At 63.9% G+C, this 23,859-nt stretch carries 22 protein-coding genes; 20 read left to right on the forward strand and 2 right to left on the reverse strand.

From position 1 onward, the window contains the following. Positions 1 to 4: 4 nt before the first annotated feature. The 10 genes from AC1D75_RS22205 (at position 5) to AC1D75_RS22250 (ending at position 10,525) form a co-directional block, all read left to right on the forward strand. A complete protein-coding gene (locus AC1D75_RS22205) occupies positions 5 to 775 on the forward strand; it encodes an SDR family NAD(P)-dependent oxidoreductase (RefSeq protein ID WP_495517476.1) in 771 nt (256 codons plus the stop codon). 259 nt (positions 776 to 1,034) lie between these two features. Beyond that, on the forward strand, positions 1,035 to 1,910 hold the full coding sequence (locus tag AC1D75_RS22210) for an MlaE family ABC transporter permease (protein ID WP_495517683.1): 876 nt from the start codon (positions 1,035 to 1,037) through the stop codon (positions 1,908 to 1,910). After that, positions 1,911 to 2,765 (forward strand): MlaE family ABC transporter permease, encoded by an 855-nt coding sequence (locus AC1D75_RS22215; RefSeq protein WP_495517477.1) that lies wholly within the window; start codon positions 1,911 to 1,913, stop codon positions 2,763 to 2,765. A gap of 11 nt (positions 2,766 to 2,776) precedes the next feature. Beyond that, the gene (locus AC1D75_RS22220) at positions 2,777 to 4,072 is read left to right on the forward strand and encodes an MlaD family protein (protein ID WP_495517478.1); all 1,296 of its coding nucleotides are present in this window, start codon (positions 2,777 to 2,779) and stop codon (positions 4,070 to 4,072) included. After that, positions 4,069 to 5,103: an MlaD family protein gene (locus AC1D75_RS22225; protein WP_495517479.1), complete on the forward strand. Its 1,035-nt coding sequence runs from the start codon at positions 4,069 to 4,071 to the stop codon at positions 5,101 to 5,103. Before AC1D75_RS22220 ends, AC1D75_RS22225 begins: the two co-directional genes overlap by 4 nt. A 20-nt stretch (positions 5,104 to 5,123) precedes the next feature. Further along, positions 5,124 to 6,164 (forward strand): MCE family protein, encoded by a 1,041-nt coding sequence (locus tag AC1D75_RS22230; protein ID WP_495517480.1) that lies wholly within the window; start codon positions 5,124 to 5,126, stop codon positions 6,162 to 6,164. After that, a complete protein-coding gene (locus tag AC1D75_RS22235; RefSeq protein WP_495517481.1) occupies positions 6,161 to 7,270 on the forward strand; it encodes an MCE family protein in 1,110 nt (369 codons plus the stop codon). The genes AC1D75_RS22230 and AC1D75_RS22235 overlap by 4 nt, the downstream gene beginning before the upstream one ends. Next, positions 7,267 to 8,376: an MlaD family protein gene (locus AC1D75_RS22240; RefSeq protein WP_495517482.1), complete on the forward strand. Its 1,110-nt coding sequence runs from the start codon at positions 7,267 to 7,269 to the stop codon at positions 8,374 to 8,376. The genes AC1D75_RS22235 and AC1D75_RS22240 overlap by 4 nt, the downstream gene beginning before the upstream one ends. Further along, positions 8,373 to 9,656 carry an MlaD family protein gene (locus AC1D75_RS22245; RefSeq protein ID WP_495517483.1) on the forward strand — a complete coding sequence of 428 codons (1,284 nt, stop codon included), beginning with the start codon at positions 8,373 to 8,375 and terminating at the stop codon, positions 9,654 to 9,656. The genes AC1D75_RS22240 and AC1D75_RS22245 overlap by 4 nt, the downstream gene beginning before the upstream one ends. Further along, positions 9,653 to 10,525 carry an Rv1363c family protein gene (locus tag AC1D75_RS22250; RefSeq protein ID WP_495517484.1) on the forward strand — a complete coding sequence of 291 codons (873 nt, stop codon included), beginning with the start codon at positions 9,653 to 9,655 and terminating at the stop codon, positions 10,523 to 10,525. Before AC1D75_RS22245 ends, AC1D75_RS22250 begins: the two co-directional genes overlap by 4 nt. A gap of 147 nt (positions 10,526 to 10,672) precedes the next feature. On the opposite strand, the gene AC1D75_RS22255 is transcribed toward AC1D75_RS22250, so the two are convergent. Both AC1D75_RS22255 and AC1D75_RS22260 read right to left on the reverse strand, forming a co-directional pair. Then, entirely contained in the window at positions 10,673 to 11,884 is a 1,212-nt protein-coding gene (locus AC1D75_RS22255; protein ID WP_495517485.1) for an HNH endonuclease signature motif containing protein, read from the reverse strand. 286 nt (positions 11,885 to 12,170) lie between these two features. Continuing rightward, positions 12,171 to 13,127 carry a LysR family transcriptional regulator gene (locus AC1D75_RS22260; protein WP_495517486.1) on the reverse strand — a complete coding sequence of 319 codons (957 nt, stop codon included), beginning with the start codon at positions 13,125 to 13,127 and terminating at the stop codon, positions 12,171 to 12,173. A gap of 101 nt (positions 13,128 to 13,228) precedes the next feature. Between AC1D75_RS22260 and AC1D75_RS22265 the strand changes: the two genes are divergently transcribed. The 10 genes from AC1D75_RS22265 to AC1D75_RS22310 all read left to right on the forward strand — a co-directional run bounded on the left by AC1D75_RS22265 (position 13,229) and on the right by AC1D75_RS22310 (position 23,801). Next, a complete protein-coding gene (locus tag AC1D75_RS22265; protein WP_495517487.1) occupies positions 13,229 to 14,389 on the forward strand; it encodes an XdhC family protein in 1,161 nt (386 codons plus the stop codon). A gap of 78 nt (positions 14,390 to 14,467) precedes the next feature. Further along, positions 14,468 to 15,358 (forward strand): FAD binding domain-containing protein, encoded by an 891-nt coding sequence (locus AC1D75_RS22270; protein WP_495517488.1) that lies wholly within the window; start codon positions 14,468 to 14,470, stop codon positions 15,356 to 15,358. A gap of 17 nt (positions 15,359 to 15,375) precedes the next feature. Next, positions 15,376 to 15,897, forward strand: a complete 522-nt coding sequence (locus tag AC1D75_RS22275) for a (2Fe-2S)-binding protein (protein WP_495517489.1) — start codon at positions 15,376 to 15,378, stop codon at positions 15,895 to 15,897. Next, positions 15,894 to 18,299 (forward strand): aerobic carbon-monoxide dehydrogenase large subunit, encoded by a 2,406-nt coding sequence (locus AC1D75_RS22280; protein ID WP_495517490.1) that lies wholly within the window; start codon positions 15,894 to 15,896, stop codon positions 18,297 to 18,299. Before AC1D75_RS22275 ends, AC1D75_RS22280 begins: the two co-directional genes overlap by 4 nt. Positions 18,300 to 18,323: 24 nt before the next feature. Then, positions 18,324 to 19,241, forward strand: a complete 918-nt coding sequence (locus AC1D75_RS22285) for an XdhC family protein (protein ID WP_495517684.1) — start codon at positions 18,324 to 18,326, stop codon at positions 19,239 to 19,241. Beyond that, on the forward strand, positions 19,238 to 19,846 hold the full coding sequence (locus AC1D75_RS22290; RefSeq protein ID WP_495517491.1) for a nucleotidyltransferase family protein: 609 nt from the start codon (positions 19,238 to 19,240) through the stop codon (positions 19,844 to 19,846). The genes AC1D75_RS22285 and AC1D75_RS22290 overlap by 4 nt, the downstream gene beginning before the upstream one ends. Before the next feature lie 13 nt (positions 19,847 to 19,859). Beyond that, positions 19,860 to 20,747 carry an AAA family ATPase gene (locus AC1D75_RS22295; protein ID WP_495517492.1) on the forward strand — a complete coding sequence of 296 codons (888 nt, stop codon included), beginning with the start codon at positions 19,860 to 19,862 and terminating at the stop codon, positions 20,745 to 20,747. A gap of 49 nt (positions 20,748 to 20,796) precedes the next feature. Next, positions 20,797 to 22,044, forward strand: coding sequence for a vWA domain-containing protein (locus AC1D75_RS22300; protein WP_495517493.1), 1,248 nt, complete (start codon positions 20,797 to 20,799; stop codon positions 22,042 to 22,044). A gap of 10 nt (positions 22,045 to 22,054) precedes the next feature. Beyond that, positions 22,055 to 23,263, forward strand: a complete 1,209-nt coding sequence (locus AC1D75_RS22305) for a DUF222 domain-containing protein (RefSeq protein WP_495517494.1) — start codon at positions 22,055 to 22,057, stop codon at positions 23,261 to 23,263. 22 nt (positions 23,264 to 23,285) lie between these two features. Then, the gene (locus tag AC1D75_RS22310; protein WP_495517495.1) at positions 23,286 to 23,801 is read left to right on the forward strand and encodes a hypothetical protein; all 516 of its coding nucleotides are present in this window, start codon (positions 23,286 to 23,288) and stop codon (positions 23,799 to 23,801) included. Positions 23,802 to 23,859: the final 58 nt, after the last annotated feature.

Here is a 23,859-nt window from a genome sequence, read left to right on the forward strand (position 1 = left end):
GGCGATGACCGATCTCAAGAACGACGGCACCGTGAGCCGTGTCGCCGTCATCACCGGAGGGGCCTCCGGTATCGGGCTGTCGGTGGCGCGGCATCTGGCCGCGGCCGGACATCGCATCGCGATCTTCGACCTCAATGGCGACGAGGCCCACAAGGCGGCCGAAGACCTGAGGGCCGCTGGGACCGAGGCGATGTCGGCGGAGGTCGACGTCACAGACCGCGCCGCGATCGACACCGCGCTCGGTCGGGTTCGGGACGGATTCGGTCCCGTCCAGATCCTGGTGACCAGTGCCGGTATCGAAGCGCAGTTGCCCTTCACCGACATCACGGCGCAGGGGTGGGAACGCATGCTCGCGGTGAACCTCACCGGCACGTTCAATGCGGCGCAGGCGGTCATACCGGATATGACCGCAGCGGGCTGGGGACGGATTGTCACGATCTCGTCGTCCAGCGCTCAGGGCGGCGCACCACAACGGGCGCACTACGTTGCGTCGAAGGGCGGCGTGATCGCCCTGACCAAGGCGCTGGCGTACGAGTATTCGCCAGAGGGGATCACGGTCAACACAATTCCGCCGTCGATCATCGACACCCCGATGGCTCAGCAGGGAGTCCAGAACGGGTACATCCCGGCGATCAGCGATCTTGCAGCGATGACGCCGGTCCGTCGGGCGGGTCTGCCGGACGATGTCGGTGCGGCAGCGGCGTTCCTGTGCAGCGAGCAGGCCGGTTTCATCACCGGACAGAGCATCGGCGTCAACGGCGGTTGGTACATCTGACCGCGGTTGTCCGCAGGCGGGGGGAATCCGCTCGATCGTGACACATCGATATCGAAGACAGCCATACTCGATACTTGTCGCCGCGAGATCGCAATCGGTGAAAGCCACACCACCGCTTGTGATCCGGGGGATCAAGGGGGGAAGCGAAAATGCTGAGTGAACCTACGTCAACCGCCGTGAACAATCGGGTCCACACCACAGCAGCCAAGAGTTGTTGATGGCCATCCTCGATCAGCCGCCGGTCGCCGGGTCCAAGGACATGGCGAGCCGGGCGCGGGATACCGAACCCGAGGAACGGGCACCGCGGCGGTCCGCTGTCGGTGAGATCACCGGATGGATGCGCGGCTATGTCCGCCGACATCCGGTCGCCTCGCTGGAAACCGTTGGCGGTCAATGCGTATTGGGGATTCGGGCAATCCAGTACCTGGTCATGGACATCGTGCGCTTGCGGTTCCCGTTTGTGGAGTTCGTTCGGCAGTCTGCCTTCATGGCATCGGCATCAGCCATGCCGACGGTGTTCGTGGCCGTCCCGATCGGCATGACGCTGTCCATCCAGTTCGCACTGTTGGCGGGACAGGTGGGTGCGACGTCGATGGCAGGCGCGGCAAGCGGTCTCGCGGTCATCCGGCAGGGTGCACCGATGGTCGCCGCATTGCTGATGGCGTCCGCCGCCGGGTCGGCGATATGCGCCGACCTCGGATCCCGGAAGATCCGGGACGAGATCGACGCCATGGAGGTGATGGGCCTTTCGGTGATCCAGCGGCTGGTGGTGCCGCGCCTGGCGGCAGCCATCCTCGTCGGCGTGAGCCTCACCGGTGTCGTCTGCTTTGTCGGGTTCTTTTCCGGTTACCTGTTCAACACCTTTGTGCAGAACGGAACCCCCGGTACGTTCGTTTCCACCTTCGCCTCGTTCGCCACGGTCGGCGACTTCTACCTGACGATGATCAAGGCCGTGGTGTTCGGTGCGATCGTGGCGATTGTGGCCTGCCACAAGGGGTTGAACACCCGGGGTGGGCCTGCGGGCGTCGCGAATGCGGTCAACGCGACGGTAGTCGCGTCGATCATCCTGCTGATGGTGGTCAACGTCGGCTTCACGCAGCTGTACGTACTGCTGTTCCCGCGGACGGGTTTCTAGATGGCGTCCAAGTACTATCCCCCCGGCACACGCCCCTTCGTCAAAGCAGCCAATGCGCAGGGCGTTCTGGTCATGCGGCTGGGTCACATGGTGGCGTTCCTGGCCCGGGCCCTCGTGTCGATCCCGTTGACGCTGCGCCACTACCGCAAAGAGTTCCTGCGGATCCTGTCCGATGTGACCTGGGGCAACGGATCGATCGTCGTCGGCGGCGGTACCGCAGGCGTGATCATCGTCCTCGGGGCAGCGGCGGGTGCGCTGGTGGCGATCGAGGGATATCAGGCGCTGCATCTACTCGGCTTGGAGCCGGCGACCGGGATGGTCGCATCGACCGCCGTCACCCGCGAACTGGCGCCGATCATGGCGTCTTTGGCCTTTGCCGCGCAGGCGGGTTGCCGGTTCACCGCACAGCTCGGTGCGATGCGGATCTCCGAGGAGATCGACGCGATGGAGGCCCTGGCGATCCGGCCGATCCCGTATCTGGTGACCACCCGGCTACTGGCCTCGATCGTTGCCATCATCCCGCTCTACCTGGCCTGTCTGACACTGAATTATGTGACGGTGCAGGTGATCGTGGGCTTCTCCAGTGGCATGCCTGCCGGAACCTACGAGCACTATTTCCGGCTGGTGCTCGGTGGCACCGACGTCTTGTACTCGTTGGCCAAGGCAGTCGTCTTCGTGATCGTCACCTCGACGATCCAGTGTTATTACGGCTACTACGCAGCCGGTGGACCACAGGGTGTGGGTACCGCGGCCGGGCGGGCGATGCGCGCGAGTATCTCGGCGATGATCGTCCTGAATCTATTGCTCACGATGGCATTCTGGGGCGTCGGCACCGGTGCAAGGCTCGGTGGTTAGCGATGCCGGTCATGTTCGATGCAGACCCGCGGGGTCACTCCAACCTGAGGCTGTACCTGTTCGGTATCGCCACGCTGGTGTTGGTCGCACTACTCCTGGTGGCGTTGATGGCCAAGGTGAACGGCAAGTTCGACGACGTCGTGAAGGCCACCGCCGTACTCGCCGATGTCGGCGACGGCCTGCCCAACAACTCAGACGTCAAGTATCGCGGCGTGCTGGTCGGCACCGTCACCGGGCTCGAACCGGGACAGGACGGTGGAATGAACCACGTCGATTTGTCCCTCGATCCCGCGTACGCCCGCGACATTCCACAAACGGTGACCGCAAGAGTGGTGCCCAGCAACGTGTTCGCCGTCTCGTCCATCCAGCTGATCGACAACGGTGCGGCGCCGCCGCTGACCGAAGGGGCGATCATCGAGCAGGATGAGAGTGCCTCGACCATCCAGTTGCAGACCGCGATGACCAAGCTTCGCGAGATCATCGCCGCCTCGGCCCGGGTGGGTACCGATGAAACGGTGGGACTTCTGGCCGTGGTGGCACAGGCCACCGATCGCCACGGTGCCGAGATCTCGGACGCCGGAGCCGCACTCGATCGGATCACCAGAGAAATGGACGCGATCGTCGGGACCGGCAGCGGGCCGTCGACTCTGAACGCACTGAGCGGTGCGGTCCAGGGGCTGAACGAGTCGGCACCCGAATTGCTCGACGTGATGCACAGCGCGGTGGTGCCGATGAAGACGCTGGCGGAGAAGAACCGTGGGCTGAACGCATTGTTGGCAGGGGCCTCGACCACCTTGGCGACGGCGAACACGGCGCTGGCCAACAACACCGACACGATCATCGGCATCACCACAGACCTGTCGCCGGTGCTCGGTGTTCTCGCTGATGGTGGGTCGTCGTTCACCCAGATCACCACCAGCCTGGCGAACATCTCCGACAAGTGGTTCGAGGAGTTCTGGCCGGTCGGTGCACAGAACGGCACCGGAAAGTTCTTGTTCCAGTTCACCCCTCACCGAATGTTCACCCGGGCCGACTGCCCACGCTACGGCGAGCTGGAAGGCGCGAGTTGTCAGACGGCGCCCGTGGGGGACGGGATCTCGACGTTCCCGTCGCGCAACGGGGCGCAGAACTTCATGTCGGCGCCGATGGGCGGCAATGTCGGTTCCGTGGGCAGTGCTCAGGAGCAGGAAGTGCTCGGCAAGATCATCGGGGAGGCACCGAGTGCCGCGTCCACCTTGCTGCTCGGCCCGGTCGCCCGCGGAACCACGGTCAACGTCGATGCCGCAGAAGGGGGTCCGCAGTCATGAGCTATCGCAAACCGCTCATCGGTCTGATCATTTTCCTGGTCATCTCGATCACGTTGACCTGGACCGTCTTCAACACGCTGCGGCGCAGTGTCGACGGGCCGTCGACCTCGTATACCGCAGTGTTCAGCGATGTTTCCGGCCTCGGTATCGGTGACGACGTCCGGATGGCCGGTGTCCGGGTGGGACGCGTCGATTCGATCAAGCTGGACGGGCTCGTTGCCAAGGTCGGTTTCCGGGTGGAATCCGATCAGAAGATCTACGGAGACACCAAGGCCTCCATCACCTATGAGAACATCATCGGCCAGCGCTACCTGGGGCTCTCACTCGGCGACTTCGGTGATCCGAGCGTCATGACCGGAGGCGAGATCCCCCTGCAGCGCACCGAACCATCGTTCAACATCTCGGTGCTGCTCAACGGATTCGAACCGCTGTTCAGCGTTTTGGATCCCAATCAGATCGACAACATCACGACGTCCATCATCCGGGCACTGCAGGGTGACAACGGATCGATCACCGCGCTCGTCGCGCAGACATCAGACCTCGCAGAGTCGTTTGCCGGACCCGATCAGATACTCGGCGACATCATCGGCAACCTCGACGGCATCGTCCGGACCTTTGCCGAGCAACGTGGCGCCGTCGACACGGTGATCACCCAATCGCAGGCGATGTTCACCCAATTGGCGCAGCGTCGCGAAGAGCTCGTGACCTCCATCGATTCGATTTCGACGGTGGTGGGACGAGTTGCCACACTGGCCAATGAGGCTGCGCCGGAACTCAACCAGTTCATCACCCGGCAACCTGGTTTCGCCAAGCACTACATGGACAACCTGGATGCGTTCGCATATTTGGGCTTCAACGTCCCGATCCTGTTGAAAGGGCTTGCCCGCGTGACCCAGGCGGGCGCCTATATCGACACGTATCTGTGCACCCTGAATGTCACGTACATCCCGGCCCTGAGCAATGTGATCCCGTCCATCGTCGATGCTGCCACGCCCGGCGGCAAGACCAAGTTCTCCCCGGCCTGCCAGTGAGGACATCATGGGGGAAGCGAATGGCTTCGAACACGATCCGGGTGATCCGGCAGCCGGTGGAAAAGCACAACATGGCGGTGCTGGGTGCGATCACGGTGGGCATCATCGTGGTCCTGCTCATCGCCCTGTTGCAGATTGCGGGCGCGGGTATCGGCAAGGTCAAGTACGACGCCGATTTTGCGCAGGCGGCCGGCGTGAGCCCCGGCGATTCGATCACCGTGGCCGGGGTGTCGGTGGGTACGGTCGCCGCGACCCGGCTGGCGGGTGACCACGTGGTGGTGACGCTGGAGATCGATAGTGATCTGGATCTGGGCGCTGACACCACTGCGTCCATCCAGCTGACGACACTGCTCGGTTCGCGGTACGTGGAGCTCAAGCCGGCCGGTGCCGGGAGCCTTCCCGATGGCCGGATCAACTTGGCGCACACCGCTGTTCCCTACGACCTTCAGCAGCTGATCACCAGTGCGACCACAACGTTCGAGCAGGTCGACTTCGCGAACATCGGCGAGACCATGACCACACTCTCGGCTCAACTGGAGGGTACGCCGGAGCTGATACCCCAGGTCCTCACCAACGTCGAGAGTCTGGCGTCGATCATGGCCGACCGGCGGGGCCAGATCGGATCTCTGCTCACCAGCACAAAACAACTCACCGAGGTGATCCGCAAACAGCAGGGCAATCTGGGCTCGCTGGTGGCGCAAGGTCGAGAGGTATTGCAGGAGATCAACTCTCGTCGAGCGATGATCGATCAACTGTTCGGTGCCACCACTGAGTTGGTGGATCAACTACAGACGATCGTGGTGGACAACCGGCCTGCGGTCGACGAGCTGATCACAAATCTGTACGGGATGATGCAGACCCTGGCGACCAACGACGATCTGCTGCGGAACGCCCTGCAGATCTTGCCCGTCCCGATCCGCAACTTCGCGAATGTCACCGGTACCGCCAATGAAGCCGACTTCACGTCGATAGCCGGACCGTTCGTCGATTCCTGGATGTGCGCGATCAGCGGCCGGGCCAATCAGGTGAATCTTCCCGAGTACCTGAAGGACTGCAAATGAGAACGGGCAAGGCAGTGATCAAGTTTGCGGTCATCGCGGCGCTCGTTGCTGTGGTCTGTTTTGGCAGTGTCCGAGCGGCCACCGCTTCTGAGAGCTCGATCAGGGTGAGTGCGCTTTTCGACAATGCCGTCGGCCTCTACGAGGGCAACTCGGTGGCGGTGCTGGGCATGCCGGTGGGGACGGTCGAGACGATCTCCCCGAAGGGTACCCACGTGGAGGTGACGATGAAGATCGACGGTGACGTGAAGATCCCGGCGGACGTGAACGTGGTCACGGTGTCGACGTCGATCCTCACCGACCGGCATGTCGAGCTGTCCCCGGCCTACACGGCTGGGCCGACGTTGAAGAACAACGATCAGGTCGGCTTGGACCGCACCAAGACCCCGGTCGAGTTCGACCGGTTGCTGGCGATGGCCGATGATCTCGCGGTAGAACTCCAGGGCGACGGGCAGGGAGCCGGACCGGTTGCGCAACTCCTCGATGTCGGGTCGGCGATGACCGATGGCAACGGCCAGGACATTCGCAGCGCATTGACGCAGCTGTCCAATGCATTGCGGATGGGCGAGGATGGCGGTGTCGAGACCAAGAACGCGATCACCACCATCGTCGACAACTTGTCGGTCCTGACCGATGCCGCAGCCGCCAACGACGGGCAGATCCGCGACTTCGGCTCTGCAATAAGCCAACTCAGTGACATGCTCGCCGATCAAGACCTCGGCGCAGGCAACACCGGAGCCCAGATCAACGAGATCCTGTTGCAGGCCGAAAGCCTCCTTCGGGACAACCAGGGAAATCTGAAAACAACCGTGACCGATGCCAATACACTCCTGACGTCGCTGGCGGACTATCAGCGGGAGATCGGGGAGTTCCTGGACGTCACACCGATGCTGCTGGACAGCGTCTACAACATCATCGATCACGACAACAAGGTCGCCAGGGTGCATGCGCAGATCGAGAAGGTGTTCTTCGACGGCCAGCTGCTGAAAGAAGTGTGCAACGTGTTGGGACTTCGTCAACTGGGTTGTGCCACCGGCACATTGTCTGACTTCGGCCCCGACTTCGGGGTCTCGGCAATGCTCGAGGGTATGGCAGGGCTACCCCGATGATGCGCCGGGGTCGTACTGCGTTGGGCGGAGCGCTGGTTGCGCTCGCCGTGTTCACCAGTGCCTGTTCGATGGACCTCGAGTCGGTGCCACTGCCTGCGCGAAGTGTCGGTGGTGACACGTACACGGTCTACGCCACCTTCCAGAACGCGCTCAATCTGCCGAATCAGGCGAAGGTGAAACTCGCCGGTGCCGATATCGGCGAGGTCGAAGGTATGCGGGTCGAGGACTACACGGCCGTTGTCACGCTGAAGATCAGTGAGAAGGTGACCCTGCCGTCCGGCACCCGCGCCGAATTGCGTTCGGCGACACCGCTCGGTGACATCTTCGTGGCGGTTCAGCCCCCGGTGGATGCGGCCCCTGATGGCCCGGTTCTGCAGGACGGTGACGCCATCGAGATCGAGCAGACCTCGGCGGCGGCCACCATCGAGGAGGTGCTGACCACGTCGGCGCTGCTGGTCAACGGTGGCGTGATCCGCAACCTGACCAAGGTCATCAACGGGCTGGGGAGCGCGGTGGGCGACAAGGGTGACCGGTTGGGCGCCTTGATCGATCAGTCCACCTCCCTCATCGGTAAGCTCTCGGCCCGGTCAGGTGAGATCCGCACCACGCTGAACCAGACCAATCGACTGGTCTCGACGTTGTCCGCAGGCCAGAGCACCATCACCGACGCGATCGCGGCGGCAGGTCCGGCGCTGACCGTTCTCAACGCGAACACCGGTCAGATCCTCGGGCTCGTCAAGCAGCTCGCCGACGTCACCGCCCAACTGGCCAAATTCCCGTCGGTCGCCGGTACGGGCAACCGGGGAATGATCGCCGACCTCAACACCCTTGCCGCTGAGCTCAATGCCGCGGCGACAAACCCCAAGGCAGACCTCGACCAGGTGAACGCCTTGCTGGCCCCGGTCATCAAGATCACCAACGGCACCGCGGCCCATCCGTATGCCGATCTCGAAGACCTCTCGATCGGTGCGCTTGCGGATCCCGGGCATTCGGCCGATCCGGGAAGCCAGCTCCCGACCCTCGAAACCGACGGTGCCAACGCCATCGGCACGCTCACCCACACCCTCGAGCGGTTGCGTGGTCATCTGACGGGACCGCGCCGATGACCCAGCAACTGGAGTACGCGACCGGACCTTTGGAGACGCCAGCCAAACTCGTCGTCACCGGCGTCGGGAAACTGGTCGATCATCGTCTGTGGTTGTCGGTTGGCGCCCTGCTGATGGTGCTGATTCTCGGCGTCACCTATCTGGTGTTCGGGGTGTTCCAGGCCGATCCGACCGCCACGAAGATGACGGTGCGGGTCAATCTCGCATTGTCGGGTGGGTTGCTGCCGAAGCAGGACGTGACCTTGCGGGGTGTGCCGATCGGCAAGGTCGCGAGCGTGGAACTGTCAGATGACGGGGTGGTGGCAGTTGCCACGATCGAGGGCGACGTTCAGATCCCCAGCGATGGTGAGGTCCGGGTTGCCGGGCTCTCTCCGGCCGGTGAGCAGTACCTCGACTTCCGGCCCACCACCGACGAGGGCCCCTTTCTGACCAACGGATCGGTCGTCGAGGCCGACCAGACCACGACACCGGTTCCGATGGCGGATCTGCTGGGTGATCTCGATGGCATGCTGGCCCAGATCGAACCGGCCAAGGTCGAGACGATCATCACCGAGCTGGGGGTCGGTCCCGAAGGGCCGGAGAAGCTGGAATCGATCATCACCGGCGGAACCTTCCTCATCTCGACGCTCGATTCGGTGCTCCCGCAGACGGTGAGCTTGCTCAACAACAGCCAAGTTGTCCTGGGCACGCTCAAAGAGATGAGCCCGGGGCTGCAGGACACGTCGCAGAAGCTCGCAGGAACGCTGGACGGGATCGCGTCGATGGACTCCGGTTTCCGGACGTTCATCGACCAGACGCCGGTGACACTGCAGGCCGTCGACTCGATCATCGCCGACAACTCGCCGACGATGGTCCAGCTCCTGGGGAGTCTGACGACTGTTGCTCAGCTGACCTATCTGAGAGTCCCTGCGCTACAGGAGTTCTTCTTCCCGCAAGATCGGAACGGCTCGACCCTCGACGCGATCGCATCGGTCATGCGCGACGGAGGTATCTGGGCTGCGGTGAACATCTATCCGCGCAAGAACTGCCAGTACGATCTCCCGCGCCGTCCGCACTGGCAGGTCGACTTCCCGGAGCCCTATCTCTACGGCACCTACTGCACGGAAGATGATCCGTCGATGCTGATCCGCGGTGCCGCCAACGCCCCACGCCCGGCCGGAGACGATTCGGGTGGCCCGCCACCCGGTGCCGATCCGCTCGCGACCGCGTCGCCGACTCCCATTGGACCGGAGTCGATTCCATTGCCCTATGCAGGTCCGGTCCTGCCCTCGGCGCCATGACCACACAGCCCGGTGGTCACCACAACAACAGCGGAGACAATCCAGAGGAGAGAACGATGAGCAAACTCAGCGGAACGGTCACCTCCACTCCCGAAGAAAAATGGGGTTTGATGGCCGAGGATGCGGACGTCGAAGCCGCAGAAGCGGATACACCGGCGGTTGCGGTCGACACCTCGAAGAAGAACCCCGAGAAGGCCGACACTGCGCAGCCCGACACTGCGCAGCCCGACACTGCGCAGACCGACGCAGAGAAAGCCGAAGCAGAGAAGGCCGAAGCAGAGACGGCCGCTGTTGGGAAAGGCACTGTCGGGAAGGGCAACAGGTCGTCTGCCAAGCGGACTCGATCAGTGAAGGGTGCCGACACCGACCGCCGTTCGTGGCGGACGGCGTTCACGATTCGCCGGGCCGCCGTGGGTGCGCTGGCCGTGATCGCCATCGCGGCCATCGTCGTGGCGGCGATCCTGGGTTTGAAGTTGAACGAGCAGAACAACATCGATGCCGCCGCCGACGAAGCCCGGGCTGCGGCCGAGCAATACGCCGTGACCCTGACCAGCGTCAGCTCGGACCGCCTGGACCAGAACTTCGCGGCCGTACTCGACGGGGCCACCGGCGAATTCAAGGACATGTACTCGCAGTCGAGCGGGCAGTTACGCGATCTGCTTGTCGAGAACAAGGCGAACGCACAGGGCACGGTCATCGATTCAGGCATCAAGTCGGCGACGACGTCGAAGGTGGAGGTCATGCTCTTTGTCGACCAGAGCGTCACCAACACCGCGACGCCGGACGCGAGAATCGACCGCAGCCGTGTCCTGATGACCATGGAGAAGGTCGACGGACGCTGGCTGGCCTCCAAGGTCGACCTACCCTGACGTACTCAAGCCCGTGGCGCTGCCGCCCGTTCCGCCAATCGACTGGGACGGACGACAGCACCACACGCGTCTTCACACTATGGAGTTGTCAAAGATGCAAGCGCGGTCCCGACAAGATCTCGGGTGCGCTGGTGGTGGAAAGTTGGTTCAGGCGGCGAGGGTGAGGGTTCGCCGGTTGTAGGCCGGTAAAGGTTTTCGTTGCGGATCGATGTCGGCGGGTGGGATCATCCACGGGTGGCCGTCGGAGCCCATGATGACGTCCCAGTCAGTGTTGTGAACGGACATGTGGCAGGTGCGGCACAGCAGACACCCGTTTTCGAGGGTGGTGAGGCCGCCGTCGACGAAGTGCACGATGTGGTGGCAGTCCGACCAGGTCGCTTTCGCCCCACATTTCACGCAGCAGACGTCGCGGATGTTGATCGCCTTACGGACCAGCCCGGTGAACAATCGTTTCGGCGGTCTCAGATCGATCGGTACGTCCTGCCCGTCGAGGGTGATCGAGGTGATCGACGAATCACAGGCCAACATCGCAGCGGTCGCCTCGGTGACCGGACCCATCCACGGCAGCGTGGCAGCCTCGGGGTGGTCGGCGGGCACGGTGACCATTACCTCGGTCCGGGGCGCCGACACCAGTGTTTGCCCGCCGCCGCCGCAATCCAACAGTTGATGTAACGCATCAGCGCGGCGCTGGGTCGGAGAACGCGGATCATCGGAGCCATCGGGTTCAGGACGCGCCCTTGACCAGAAGTCCAACGCGGAGAACAGCTTTTCCCCGATCACCGCATCAAGATCGAATGTGCCGACACAGCGGCCCTCGTGAACTTTGTATTCGAGACTGTTCAGCGACCGGTCCTCCGCCGGCGGCGGACCACCCGTGTCTTTCGCCACCTCGTTCCCCAGCGCTCGGGCTGCCGCGCTGATCTCTGCGGGTGGCGCTCCGGAGATGGCGTGGTTCAACAATTTCCGTTCGAACTTGATCTGTTGCTCAGCGGTGATCGGATCCTCGGACCGCCCGACGACATGCGCGACGCCCTTGACCACCGCGTCGACGTGTTCGGAGGACAGGAACCCGTCCCGTGAATAGCCGGCGGTACGATCCAGGCCTGCGAGGCCCGGTCCGATGCGCAACCACCGATACGCCGATGCTGGTGCCGAACCAGTGGCCTGCAACAACTTTGACGTGGTAGACCCCTCCTTACGGGCGATACCCGACTCGTCGATCACCGCGGCGCACACCGCGAGTTGATGCTCGGTGACGTTGCGTAGGGTGATCAGATCCTTCGCCATGCCCAACGTGGCAGTTGGATGATCAGGTATGACCAGGTCGACCAGATCGTCGACCATCTCGAGAAGTCGCATGGCACAGCACCTTCCAAGGCAAGAGTGAACCGGGGGCGTCGACCGGAGTGTCTCTGCGGGGAAGGCGTCAGATACGTCGTGCTTGTGGGCGACTGACTTCACTGTACCTATTCGAACGCGTGTTCGCAAGAGTTGATTTCGCCCAATGTGGCTTGGGTGCAATATCTTTCGATAGTGAGACGAAACAAGTCGTGGGGGAGGTCGGTTGGCTGCTATCGCAGGCGGCGTAGGTCTGCGGCTACATATACGTGCACCATGCTGGCGATGACCACGCTGCGGCGAACTGCTAACTCCACAGTGTCACATGGACTTTCGGACGAAAGCGGGTGACTCCTACGCCGGATCCGCGGATCATCGCCTGTGTGCATCTCGGTGTGGTGATGAATCGAAGGAGTTCCGAGACCGCTGGCTGACGGGACGCCGGTGGCAACGTGGACGCACTCCACTGCCCTGCAACCTGCAGTCCGGGGGCCTTGATCTGGATCAGGCGACGGGCTGCCAGGTCGGCGGCGACCGCAAAACCGATGGTCAGGCTCACCCCGCCGCTGCGGTGGACTTCCTCCATCGCGGCGGCATCGCTCTGGAATATTCGTTGTCTGGATTCGGGGATCCCCAGGTCGTGCAACATCTTTGCCTGCACACCGGTGGAGCTTCCGGCGCTGGGGCCGAGCACCCATTGCTGCTCGTGTAGCAGTGTCGATGTGGGCGCTCCGGAGGCGAGTGGGTTGCCTGGTGCCGCAACCGTGATGACCTGGTAGTTGAGGAACGGACGCACCGCGATGGAGTCACTGGGCGGCGCGGCCTGTGGACCCAGCGCTATGTCGACCGCACGTGATTCGATGAGATTCTTGAAGTTGGCGGTCGGATGCACGCTCAACTCCACCGAGAGGTCTTTGGCGCGGGAGGCGAACAATTCGATGAGACCCGGTGCCGCGTGCTCGGCAAATGAGCTCGATGCCGCGATGTTGAGCAGTCGTCGGCCACGGGCTGCTTCTCCGACCTCGATCACGGTCTGCTGCTGAAGACCGAGGATCTCCGTGGCTCGTCCGGCAAGTCTCAGGCCGCCCGGGGTGAATGCCAGCCCGCCGGCGGTCGGTGCGAACAGCGGATCGTCGAGTTCTTTACGCAGTTGCGCAACATGCGTGGAGATCCCGGCGTCGGTCATACCCAGTTCCTGTGCTGCCGCGTGCACGGAACCGTGCCGCACGACGGCGGAATAGGCTCGAAGCTGAGCGGGTGTCACGTTCTGAGCCTACGTTGGAGGTCAGGCCCGACACGTCGATTCGTGAACGGCCAATTACAAAGGGACGCGGGCACAACGGGTCGCGTAGAGGAGTTTGAGAAATGCAGGACGTGCTGGCGGATCTGATGCGCATCTGGGGTTCCGGGGGAACCGCGGGTGTCGGCACTGTCGTGCGGACGTTTCGGTCCGCTCCCAGGCCGGCAGGGGCGCTGATGGTGGTGGCGCCCGACGGTACGGTCAGCGGATCCGTCTCCGGTGGATGTGTGGAAGGCGCGGTCTACGAACTGGCCGCCGACACCGCACAAAATGGTGAACCGGCTCTGGAACGCTATGGCGTCTCGGATGACGACGCGTTCGCCGTGGGCCTGACGTGCGGCGGGATCCTGGATGTATTTGTCGAGGCGATCTCGCAGGAGACATTTCCCGAGCTGGGCCAAATTGCCCAGGACATCGCCGATCATCAACCCGTCGCCATCGCGACCGTGATCGAACACCCGGATTCGGGGTGGATCGGGCGACGGCTTGTCGTCCGGCCGACAACGGTCGCCGGGCACCTCGGCTCTACCCGTATGGACAACGCGGTCGCCGATGATGCGCGCGGGCTTCTCGCTGCCGGGCGGAGTGAAGTCCTGAACTACGGTCCCGACGGACAGCGCCGCGGTGAAGGTATGGCGGTATTCGTGTCCAGCCACGCCCCGCGCCCTCGGATGTTGGTGTTCGGGGCCATCGATTTTGCCGCGGCCGTGGCTCAGCAGGGATCGTTCCTCGGCTATCGGGTGACGGTCTGTGACGCGCGTCCGGTGTTTGCCACCTCAGCGCGATTTCCCACCGCGGATGAAGTTGTCGTCGAGTGGCCGCATCGGTACCTGTCCGCGCAGGTGGACGCCGGAGCGCTCGATCAGCGCACGATCATCTGCGTCCTGACCCACGATCCGAAGTTCGATGTACCGCTGCTCGAGGTGGCCCTGACGATGCCCGAGGGGGCCTACGTCGGCGCGATGGGGTCGCGGCGCACTCATGACGATCGGGTCGAGCGACTCCGTGCCGTGGGACTGACCGACGATCAGATCTCGCGCCTGGCGAGTCCGATCGGGCTCGATCTCGGTGCACGGACACCGGAGGAGACCGCCGTGTCGATCGCGGCGGAGATCATCGCGCGACGGTGGGGCGGCGGGGGCCGCCCGCTGCGTGAAACCGACGGCCGGATTCATCACGAACAGGAAGCGCCGGTTGCCGAGAGTCCGGCGCCGGTAGCGAATTAAGTGATCACTTAATTCGGTCTTGACCCTGGCCGCAGGCGGGGTCACTGTGGTCACCTCCACGATTGTGAGGTAGGTCACATGCAGGTTCCTGGACCCTTCGAATACGAACGCGCAACGGGCGTCGCGGACGCCATCGGACTCCTCGATCGGCTCGGGGAGGAGGCGCGCGTGGTCGCAGGCGGGCACAGCCTGCTCCCGATGATGAAGCTGCGCCTGGCCAACCCCGAGTATCTGATCGACATCAACGATCTCGCCGCCGAGCTGGGCTATATCGTCTGCGACCCGACGCTCGTCCGACTGGGGGCGATGGTCCGCCATCGCCAGGTTCTCGAGTCGGATGCCCTGGCGGCGGTCTGCCCGATCTTCCGGGACGCCGAACGGGTGATCGCCGACCCGGTGGTCCGGAACCGGGGAACCGTCGGCGGGTCTCTGTGCCAGGCCGACCCGGCCGAAGATCTGACAACGGTGTGCACGGTATTGGGTGCCACATGTCAGGTACGCGGACCCGACGGTGATCGGGAGATCCTGATGGACGACTTCTTGGCCGGTCCGTATGAGACTGCGATGGCGCCGAATGAACTGCTGATCGAGGTCAGGATCCCGGTCCGGCTGGGCACGTCGAGCGCCTATGCGAAAGTCGAACGGCGGGTGGGCGATTGGGCGATCGCCGCCGCTGGGTCGTGCGTCACGCTCGAAGGTGGTGTGATCGCGGCGGCCCGCGTCGGGTTGACCGCGGTGAACCCGGACGTCGAGGGGCTTGCCGACGTGGCAGCCGTGCTCATCGGCAACTCGCCGGGTGAGGAGTTTTACGCCGAGGCGGGCGCCGCAGCGGCGGCGGCCTGCTCGCCGGTGACCGACAGCCGGGGAAGCGCTGACTACAAGCGGCATCTCGCCTCGGAGTTGACCGTTCGCACGCTCCGCACGTCTGTCGAACGGGTGTTGGCCATACCCGCCCCAGAAGGAAATTAACCGGAAGGGAATTGATCATGCTCGTGAATCTGACCATCAACGGTGAGGCCGTCACGGCCGACGTGGAACCACGCATACTGCTTGTCCACTTCCTCCGAGACCAACTGCGGCTAACCGGAACCCATTGGGGATGTGACACCAGCAATTGCGGAACGTGTGTGGTGGAGGTCGACGGGGAACCGGTGAAGTCGTGCACAATGCTGGCGGTCATGGCCGACGGTCGCTCGGTGCGCACAGTCGAAGGCCTCGAGGTCGACGGCAAACTCGATCCCGTTCAAGAGGGGTTCATGCAGTGTCACGGCCTGCAGTGCGGATTCTGTACACCCGGGATGATGATCACCGCGCGGGCGCTGCTCGACCGCAACCCGGACCCCGACGAGGACACCATCCGGGAGGCGATCTCGGGTCAGATCTGCCGATGTACCGGCTACACGACGATCGTGCGATCGATCCGTTGGGCCGCCGAGCACAGTGCCGACGCAACCACTGAAACCGCCAGCCCCGTCACACCCGTCGAACCCATCGGGAGTTCGTCATGACCACGGTTCAATCACGACCAGGGGACCCGCGACCAGATGACGTGGTCGACAACGACCACAAGCCCTGCGGGCACGGCAAGATGCTGCGCAAAGAGGATCCGAGGTTCATCCGGGGCCGCGGCAACTACGTCGACGACGTCGCCCTGCCGGGGATGCTGCACCTGGCGATTCTGCGGTCGCCGGTGGCGCATGCGCGCATTGTCGGCATCGACAGCTCCGCGGCGCTGGCCCACCCGAAGGTCAAAGCGGTGGTGACCGGTGCCGATCTGGCCGAGAAGGGTCTGGCCTGGATGCCGACCCTGTCGAACGACGTGCAGGCGGTCCTGGCCACCGACAAGGTTCGTTTCCAGGGGCAGGAGGTGGCGTTTGTTGTTGCCGAGGATCGGTATTCGGCGCGCGATGCCCTCGAACTCATCGACATCGAATACGACATCCTCGATCCGGTCATCGATGCGCGTCGGGCGCTTTCAGATGACGCCCCGGTCATCCGCACCGATCTGGAAGGCAAGACCGACAACCACTGCTTCGACTGGGAAACCGGTGATGCCGCCGCGACGGAGGCGGTGTTCGCCCGTGCCGATGTCGTCGTCAAGCAGGAGATGGTCTATCCACGAGTGCATCCCGCGCCGCTGGAGACGTGCGGGGCGGTTGCCGACCTGGATCCGGTGTCGGGCAAGTTGACGTTGTGGTCGACCAGTCAGGCGCCGCACGCGCATCGAACGCTCTATGCGCTGGTGGCAGGTTTGCCAGAACACAAGATCCGCGTCATCGCTCCCGACATCGGCGGCGGATTCGGCAACAAGGTCCCGATCTACCCGGGCTACGTCTGCGCCATCGTGGCGTCTCTGGTTCTGGGTAAGCCGGTGAAGTGGATGGAGGACCGCAGCGAAAACCTCACCAGCACAGGTTTTGCCCGCGACTACATCATGGTCGGTGAGATCGCCGCGACCCGGGACGGGAAGATCCTGGCGATCCGGTCGAACGTACTGGCCGATCACGGGGCCTTCAACGGCACCGCCGCCCCAGTGAAGTATCCGGCCGGGTTCTTCGGGGTGTTCACCGGTAGCTACGACATCGAGGCCGCCTACGCAAAGATGACCGCCGTCTACACCAACAAGGCGCCCGGTGGTGTTGCGTACGCATGCTCCTTCCGGATCACCGAGGCCGTGTATTTTGTTGAACGCCTTGTCGATTGCCTCGCGCAAGAGTTGAAGATCGATCCCGCGCAGCTGCGGTTGCAGAATCTCCTTCGTCCCGAACAGTTTCCGTACAAGAGCAAAACGGGTTGGCTGTACGACTCGGGTGACTACGAGAAGACGATGCGGCTGGCGATGGAGATGATCGGCTACGACGCCCTGCGGCAGGAACAGAAGGAAAAGCGCGCCCGCGGAGAACTGATGGGTATCGGGATGTCGTTCTTCACCGAGGCGGTCGGGGCCGGACCTCGCAAAGACATGGACATCCTCGGGTTGGGTATGGCCGACGGGTGTGAGCTGCGGGTTCATCCCACGGGCAAAGCCGTTGTGCGACTGTCGGTACAGAGCCAGGGGCAGGGCCACGAGACGACGTTCGCGCAGATCGTCGCCGAAGAACTGGGTATCCCGCCGGACGATATCGATGTGGTGCACGGTGATACGGACCAGACACCGTTCGGCCTCGGCACCTACGGAAGTCGGTCCACGCCGGTGTCGGGTGCTGCTGCGGCACTGGTGGCGCGCAAGGTTCGCGACAAGGCCAAGATCATCGCGTCCGGGATGCTCGAGGCGTCGGTTGCCGACCTGGAGTGGGCGAAGGGATCGTTCCATGTGAAGGGTGACCCGTCCGCCGCGGTGACGATCTCCCAGATCGCGATGCGCGCCCATGGCGCCGGTGATCTTCCCGATGGGATCGAAGGTGGTCTCGATGCCCAGATCTGTTACAACCCCGAGAATCTCACCTATCCGTACGGCGCCTACTTCTGTGTTGTGGACATCGACCCGGGTACCGCACAGGTGAAGGTGCGCCGGTTTCTCGCCGTCGACGACTGTGGCACCCGGATCAATCCGATGATCATCGAGGGTCAGGTGCACGGAGGCATCGCCGACGGAATCGGGATGGCGCTCATGGAGATCATCGAATTCGATGAGAACGGGAACTGTCTCGGTGGCTCGTTGATGGACTATCTGATTCCCACAGCCGTGGAAGTTCCACACCTGGAGACGGGTTTCACGGTGACACCGTCGCCGCACCATCCGATCGGTGCAAAGGGTATCGGCGAATCTGCCACGGTCGGCTCGCCGCCTGCGGTGGTCAACGCCGTCGTGGATGCCTTGGCGCCCTACGGGGTTCGGCACGCCGACATGCCGCTGACCCCGTCCCGGGTGTGGGAAGCCATGCAGGGCCGGGCGACCCCACCGATCTGAACGGAGATCATCATGGCGAAGTCGATCACGGTGGACGAACGCGTCAGACAATTGTTGTCCCGGCGTACACCGTTTGTGCATGCGACCGTGGTGCGTGCCGGTCAGCCGACATCGGCGCGGGCCGGTGATGAGGCAATTCTCCTGTCCGACGGGACAATCGAGGGTTTTGTCGGCGGGCAGTGCGCTCAGAACTCGGTGCGCCGGGCCGCGCTCGGGGCATTGCAGGGCGGCGAAAGTGTTCTGCTGCGGGTACTGCCTGACGGTGATCTGCATTTTCCCGAGGCCGCAGGTGCATCGGTTGTGGTGAATCCGTGTCTGTCCGGCGGCGCCCTGGAGATATTCCTCGAACCGCAGATACCGAGTCCGCTGATCCGGATCTGTGGATCGGCACCGATTGCCCAGGCGCTGGCCCAGATGTGCGAGCTGGTCGGTTTCGACGTCGATCAGACCGGGCAGCCTCATACGGCCACTGACGACGAATCGACCGATGCCGCCGGCGCATTGACCGACACCGCCGCGGTTGTGATCGCCAGCCACGGTGGCGCCGAGGCCGCGATGATCCGGTCTGCCCTCGACGCCGGGGTCGGTTATATCGGGTTGGTGGCGAGCCGAATTCGCGGGGCGGCGGTTCTTGCAGAGGTCGCGCCCACCGTCGACGAGGGCCTACGCATCCACACACCTGTCGGTCTCGACATCGGAGCCAAGACCTCGGCGGAGATCGCGGTGTCGATCGTGGCCGAACTCATCGCGGCCCGCCGCGGGGGAGGTATCGCGGCCGCGCCCCGGCCGACCGTTGAGTCGCGGGAGGCGGTGGACCCGGTGTGCGGGATGACCGTGACCATCGGACCTGACACGGTGCACGCAGCGATTGATGGTGCCGATCACTGGTTCTGCGGTACCGGTTGCCGGGATTCGTACCTGTCGGCGATCGGATCCCCATGACACGTGGTCGGCAAACGGCGGTGATACTGGCCGCCGGTTCCTCCCGAAGGCTCGGCGTACCCAAACAGCTTCTGCCGTACCGGGAGACAACACTTCTCGGGGCCACGATCGACATGGTCCGCGGGTGCGGGTTCGATCAGATCGTCGTGACACTCGGCAAGGACGCCGATGCGATACGTGAGCGTGTCGACCTCGGCGGCGTCGATGCGGTGGAGGTCGAGGACAGTGGCTTCGGCTGCGGAGCGTCGCTGCGATCGGCGGTCGGGGCGGTGGACCCGGCCTCGTCAGGTCTGATCCTGTTCCTCGGTGACCAGCCCGGGATCGAGGCCACGACCGTCCATCGCCTGCTATCGCAGGCAGAAGACGGTCCGGGCACATCGGCGAAGATCCTGGTCACGCGATATCGCGGACATGCCGGGCATCCGTTCTGGTTGGACCGCAGCATCTTTGCGGCGGTGGCGCGACTCCGAGGCGACAAGGGTCTGTGGAAACTCATCGCGTCCGGGCGCTTCGACACCGCAACTCTGGAGGTCGACACCCCGATCCCGCCCGATGTCGACACCTGGGACGACTACATCGACCTGCTGTCCGCGACACATATATGACAAGGCCACGGACATGACAGGGGGATTCACCGATACCGCCGACGTGATTCGCCGGTTCGACGAACACGACCACCTGCTGGACATCGGTACCGCGACCGCCATCTATCTGGCCACGACCATGGGCAGGCCGTTGTTGCTCGAAGGTGAACCGGGAGTTGGCAAGACAACCGCGGCAAAGACGCTGGCGCTGGTACTCGGGGCACCCCTGGTGAGGTTGCAGTGTTACGAAGGGCTGACCGCGAACGAGGCGCTCTACGACTGGAACTACCAGCGCCAGTTGCTCAGCATCAGACTTGCCGAATCGCGGGGGACCGACATCTCCGAATCGGATCTGTTCACCGAGGCCTATCTGATCGACCGTCCGATCCTGCACTGCGTCCGACACCGCGGCGCGACGCCGCCGGTTCTGCTGATCGACGAGATAGACCGCGCCGACGACGAATTCGAGGCCCTGCTCCTGGAGTTCCTCGGCGAGGCGGCGGTCACGGTTCCCGAACTTGGTACGTTCGTCGCCCCGACGCCACCGATCGTGGTGTTGACCTCCAACCGCAGCCGCGACCTTCACGATGCGCTGCGTCGTCGGTGTCTCTACCACTGGATCGACTTTCCGCCGCCTGCACGCGCGGTGGCGATCGTTCGCCGGACGGTACCGGGAGCCACTGCGGCACTGATCGATCAAGCAACCCGGTTCGTTTCCCGAGCGCGTGAACTCGATCTGGACAAACCTCCCGGCATCTCCGAGACGATCGACTGGCTGGCGGCGCTCGTGGCACTCGGTGTGGGCGATCTGGTCGCCGACGACGCGTCGGCGGCCCTCAGTGCACTCGCCAAGACCCCGGACGATCGCGTCGCCGTGCACGAGGCGTTCGTGGAGTTCGCGGATGGGTTGAGCACCGCGTGAGAAGGCGACATCGGAGGTGACAAGTGAGGCGGGAAGAACTGTCACGTTGATGCGCGGCGTCGACCTCGCGGCGTTTGCCGTCGCGGTCGATGCCCGCCTGCGTCGTGGCGGGGTTGCCGTCTCGGCAGGCGGTCCGGCCGCGTTCGTAGAAGCCTTGCGCCACTTGGCGCCCCACACCAGAACCGAGTTGTACTGGGCGGCCCGCCTGACGCTGGTCGACCGGGCCGACGACCTGGTGGCTTTTGATGCCGTCTTCGATGAGGTGTTCGCCGGGTCCGGGCTGGGGCTCGATCCGCCGGGTAGAGCCGCTCCGCTGTCCGGCGTCAGCCCATCTGTGCCTGACCCCGGTGGGCCACACCCGGGACGCTCGGAGGATGAGGCCGCCGGTTTGCCCTGGGCCACACGACGCACGGTTGTGGGCGCCGCCGGAGCGACGCCGGACGGTGCGGTACTGCCCGACCTGCTGCCCAGTCGCCTGATGGCCAGGGCCGACGAGCCGTTCGAATCGTTCGACGCCGATGATCTGCGGGTGCTCGGAGCCTGGCTGGAGCATGCGGTGGCTCGCTGGCCCCGCCGGCGGTCTCGGCGCCGCGAGTACGGTCGCCGTGGCTCGGCTGTCGATTTTCGGGCGACGATGAACCATTCTCGCCGAACCGGATTCGAGGTCGCAGTCCTGATCCTGCGGCGGCCGCGTCTGCGGCGGCGCCGGGTTGTCTTCGTCTGCGATGTCAGTGGTTCCATGCAGCCGTACACAACGACGTATCTTCACCTGATGCGGGCTGCGGTCGACCGGCGTTCGATGATCCGGCCCGAGGTGTTCGCGTTCGCAACGTCGTTGACAAAACTGACGGCGATCCTTGCCCACCGGTCGCCGGAAGCTGCCGTTGCGAAGGCAAATGACAAGGTTGCCGACCGATTCGGGGGCACTCGGCTGGGCCACAGCCTGGCCGAACTCGTGGCGTCGCCTGCGGGACATTCACTCCGCGGTGCGCTGGTGGTGATCGCCTCGGACGGCTGGGACAGCGACGATCCAGACGTGATCGCGCGGGTGATGTCCAGGATCGCCAGTCGGGCGTGGCGGGTGGTCTGGATTAATCCTCGCGCGGGAGAACAGGATTACGAACCGAAGGCCGGGGCAATGGCTGCGGCATTGCCGTTCTGCGACGCCTTCGTGTCGGGCCGGACGCTCGCGGAACTGCACGAGCTGTTCCTGTTGCTGGAGGATTTGGGGAGCCGCGCCACGACTACGAAACCGCCCGATCTCCTTGGCGGAACAAGTGTCAGACCCCTCGTTTAGACTCAAATGTATGTTCGAGGGGGAGATCGAAGATGCAGGTGGGGACGATGAAATCGGTCCCGTCTATCTGCTGCGCACCAACGAGTTGTTGCGCAATACCGAGCTGGCGATGGCCCAGCAGTCGCGGATGGAGTGGGAGCGTTATGCCGCTGCGGCGATGATGCACCGGCTACTGGTGGAGCCGACTGCCGGTACCGAAGCTGAGATGCGGGCACTGGATCCGTTCGCGCAGTGTGCGGCGAGATTGTCTGTGGCACAGGGGTTGACGCAGCGGACCGCGGAGTTGCAGATCAATCGCGGGGTGGCGTTGCGCGATCGCCTGCCTGCGGTCAATGCGTTGTTGAAAGCCGGCCGCATCGCCGCGCACCACATCCCGGACATCATCGCGCGGACCGAGTTGATCGAAGGCTCAGCCCACGTGGCCGATATCGATCGCGGCATCGCCGAAGCACTAGGTCGGCGGGGTTCGTGGTCGAAGGGTCGGATGCGGGACATGGTTGATGCGATCATCTTTCGCCGTGATCCGGATCTGGTCCGTAAGGACCGGGAGGATGCGAAGAACAACCGTGGGGTGTGGGCCAACAACGCCGACCACGGGATGGCGGTGCTGGATGCGCATTCCACGGCTGAGGAATTGACGTTGATCATGGCGCGGCTGGAAAAGCTGGCCATGGCCACGTGTAAGGCTGATCCGCGAAAGAAGTCTGATCGGATGGCCGATGCGTTGTTTGCCACGGTGATGGGTCGCGAATTCCGTTGTGAATGCCCGAACGACCCCAAGCATCCCTGTACCGCCGAGATCGTCACTGTTCCTGCGGGTCAGGTGGTTTCAGGTGTGGATGTGAAGATCGTGCTGCACGTGATCGCCGACCAGGTCACCCTCGACGGACGCGCCGAGAATCCGGGCTTTCATGGACGGCCACGGTGTCATCTCCGGCGATCACGTTCGCGACATCGCAGCCCGCCCGGAAACCGTGCAGCGGCCAATGGGCAACAAACCTGCGCCCGCTCCCGTGCAGTCCGAGCCTCAGCCCGAACCAGTGCAGCCAGAACCAGCGCTGCCCGAGCCGGGGACACCAAAACCGAAGCGGCCGAACGTGTACGTGCGCCGACCGCAGAACCCGTCAGTCGAGAACCTCCCCGATGGCGGCGGCGACACTGCCATCGTCACAGCGCCGTTTCCGCAGGTGATTCCGCTCCCGGCCACCCAACCTGGTGACCAATACCGTCCGTCAGTCGTCTTGGATACCTACCTCCGGATCCGGGATGTCTACTGCATGTGGCCCGGCTGTGAACACAAGGCCTGGGGAGCTGACCTGGACCACACCTGCGAGTACAACCACAACGACCCCGATACTGGTGGCTCCACGCATCCGTCAGAGATGAAGACGCTGTGCCGTTTTCACCACCTGCTCAAGACCTACTCCGACTGGCTTGATGATCAGTACCCCGACCCCGAGACCGGGCGGACCCGGTTGATCTTCACCACACCCGAACGCCGCCACTACCACGGCCCGGGATGGACCGGCGACGACCTGTTCCCGACGTTGAGGCTGATCGTCTTCGACAACCAACGCGGCTCACCACGGCCACGACCGCCGATACCACCGTCAAGACCGCAGCCACGCACCGTCGCGAAACATGCACGCCGTCAACAAGAACGACTGGCCAACCGTCGGCAGCGCGAACTACAGGAACAACACAACCAAGCACTCCGGGACGAACGAGGACGGAACGAACCGCCACCGGCCTTCTAGATGTCATCCACGAGAACGATTCGTCGGCCCGTTCCTGCGAGCTACCCGTTCCTCAGAG

It is taken from the genome of Williamsia sp. Y712 (genome assembly GCF_059445525.1).

Excerpts from the sequence above, each read along its gene's own strand:
- AC1D75_RS22245 (WP_495517483.1), top strand. The coding sequence starts at position 8,373 with ATGACCCAGCAACTGGAGTACGCGACCGGACCTTTGGAGACGCCAGCC.
- AC1D75_RS22220 (WP_495517478.1), top strand. The coding sequence starts at position 2,777 with ATGTTCGATGCAGACCCGCGGGGTCACTCCAACCTGAGGCTGTACCTG.
- AC1D75_RS22215 (WP_495517477.1), top strand. The coding sequence starts at position 1,911 with ATGGCGTCCAAGTACTATCCCCCCGGCACACGCCCCTTCGTCAAAGCA.
- AC1D75_RS22235 (WP_495517481.1), top strand. The coding sequence starts at position 6,161 with ATGAGAACGGGCAAGGCAGTGATCAAGTTTGCGGTCATCGCGGCGCTC.
- AC1D75_RS22240 (WP_495517482.1), top strand. The coding sequence starts at position 7,267 with ATGATGCGCCGGGGTCGTACTGCGTTGGGCGGAGCGCTGGTTGCGCTC.
- AC1D75_RS22250 (WP_495517484.1), top strand. The coding sequence starts at position 9,653 with ATGACCACACAGCCCGGTGGTCACCACAACAACAGCGGAGACAATCCA.
- AC1D75_RS22265 (WP_495517487.1), top strand. The coding sequence starts at position 13,229 with ATGCAGGACGTGCTGGCGGATCTGATGCGCATCTGGGGTTCCGGGGGA.
- AC1D75_RS22275 (WP_495517489.1), top strand. The coding sequence starts at position 15,376 with ATGCTCGTGAATCTGACCATCAACGGTGAGGCCGTCACGGCCGACGTG.
- AC1D75_RS22290 (WP_495517491.1), top strand. The coding sequence starts at position 19,238 with ATGACACGTGGTCGGCAAACGGCGGTGATACTGGCCGCCGGTTCCTCC.
- AC1D75_RS22305 (WP_495517494.1), top strand. The coding sequence starts at position 22,055 with ATGTTCGAGGGGGAGATCGAAGATGCAGGTGGGGACGATGAAATCGGT.
- AC1D75_RS22205 (WP_495517476.1), top strand. The coding sequence starts at position 5 with ATGACCGATCTCAAGAACGACGGCACCGTGAGCCGTGTCGCCGTCATC.
- AC1D75_RS22230 (WP_495517480.1), top strand. The coding sequence starts at position 5,124 with ATGGCTTCGAACACGATCCGGGTGATCCGGCAGCCGGTGGAAAAGCAC.
- AC1D75_RS22255 (WP_495517485.1), bottom strand. The coding sequence starts at position 11,884 with ATGCGACTTCTCGAGATGGTCGACGATCTGGTCGACCTGGTCATACCT.
- AC1D75_RS22210 (WP_495517683.1), top strand. The coding sequence starts at position 1,035 with ATGGCGAGCCGGGCGCGGGATACCGAACCCGAGGAACGGGCACCGCGG.
- AC1D75_RS22270 (WP_495517488.1), top strand. The coding sequence starts at position 14,468 with ATGCAGGTTCCTGGACCCTTCGAATACGAACGCGCAACGGGCGTCGCG.
- AC1D75_RS22300 (WP_495517493.1), top strand. The coding sequence starts at position 20,797 with ATGCGCGGCGTCGACCTCGCGGCGTTTGCCGTCGCGGTCGATGCCCGC.
- AC1D75_RS22280 (WP_495517490.1), top strand. The coding sequence starts at position 15,894 with ATGACCACGGTTCAATCACGACCAGGGGACCCGCGACCAGATGACGTG.
- AC1D75_RS22295 (WP_495517492.1), top strand. The coding sequence starts at position 19,860 with ATGACAGGGGGATTCACCGATACCGCCGACGTGATTCGCCGGTTCGAC.
- AC1D75_RS22225 (WP_495517479.1), top strand. The coding sequence starts at position 4,069 with ATGAGCTATCGCAAACCGCTCATCGGTCTGATCATTTTCCTGGTCATC.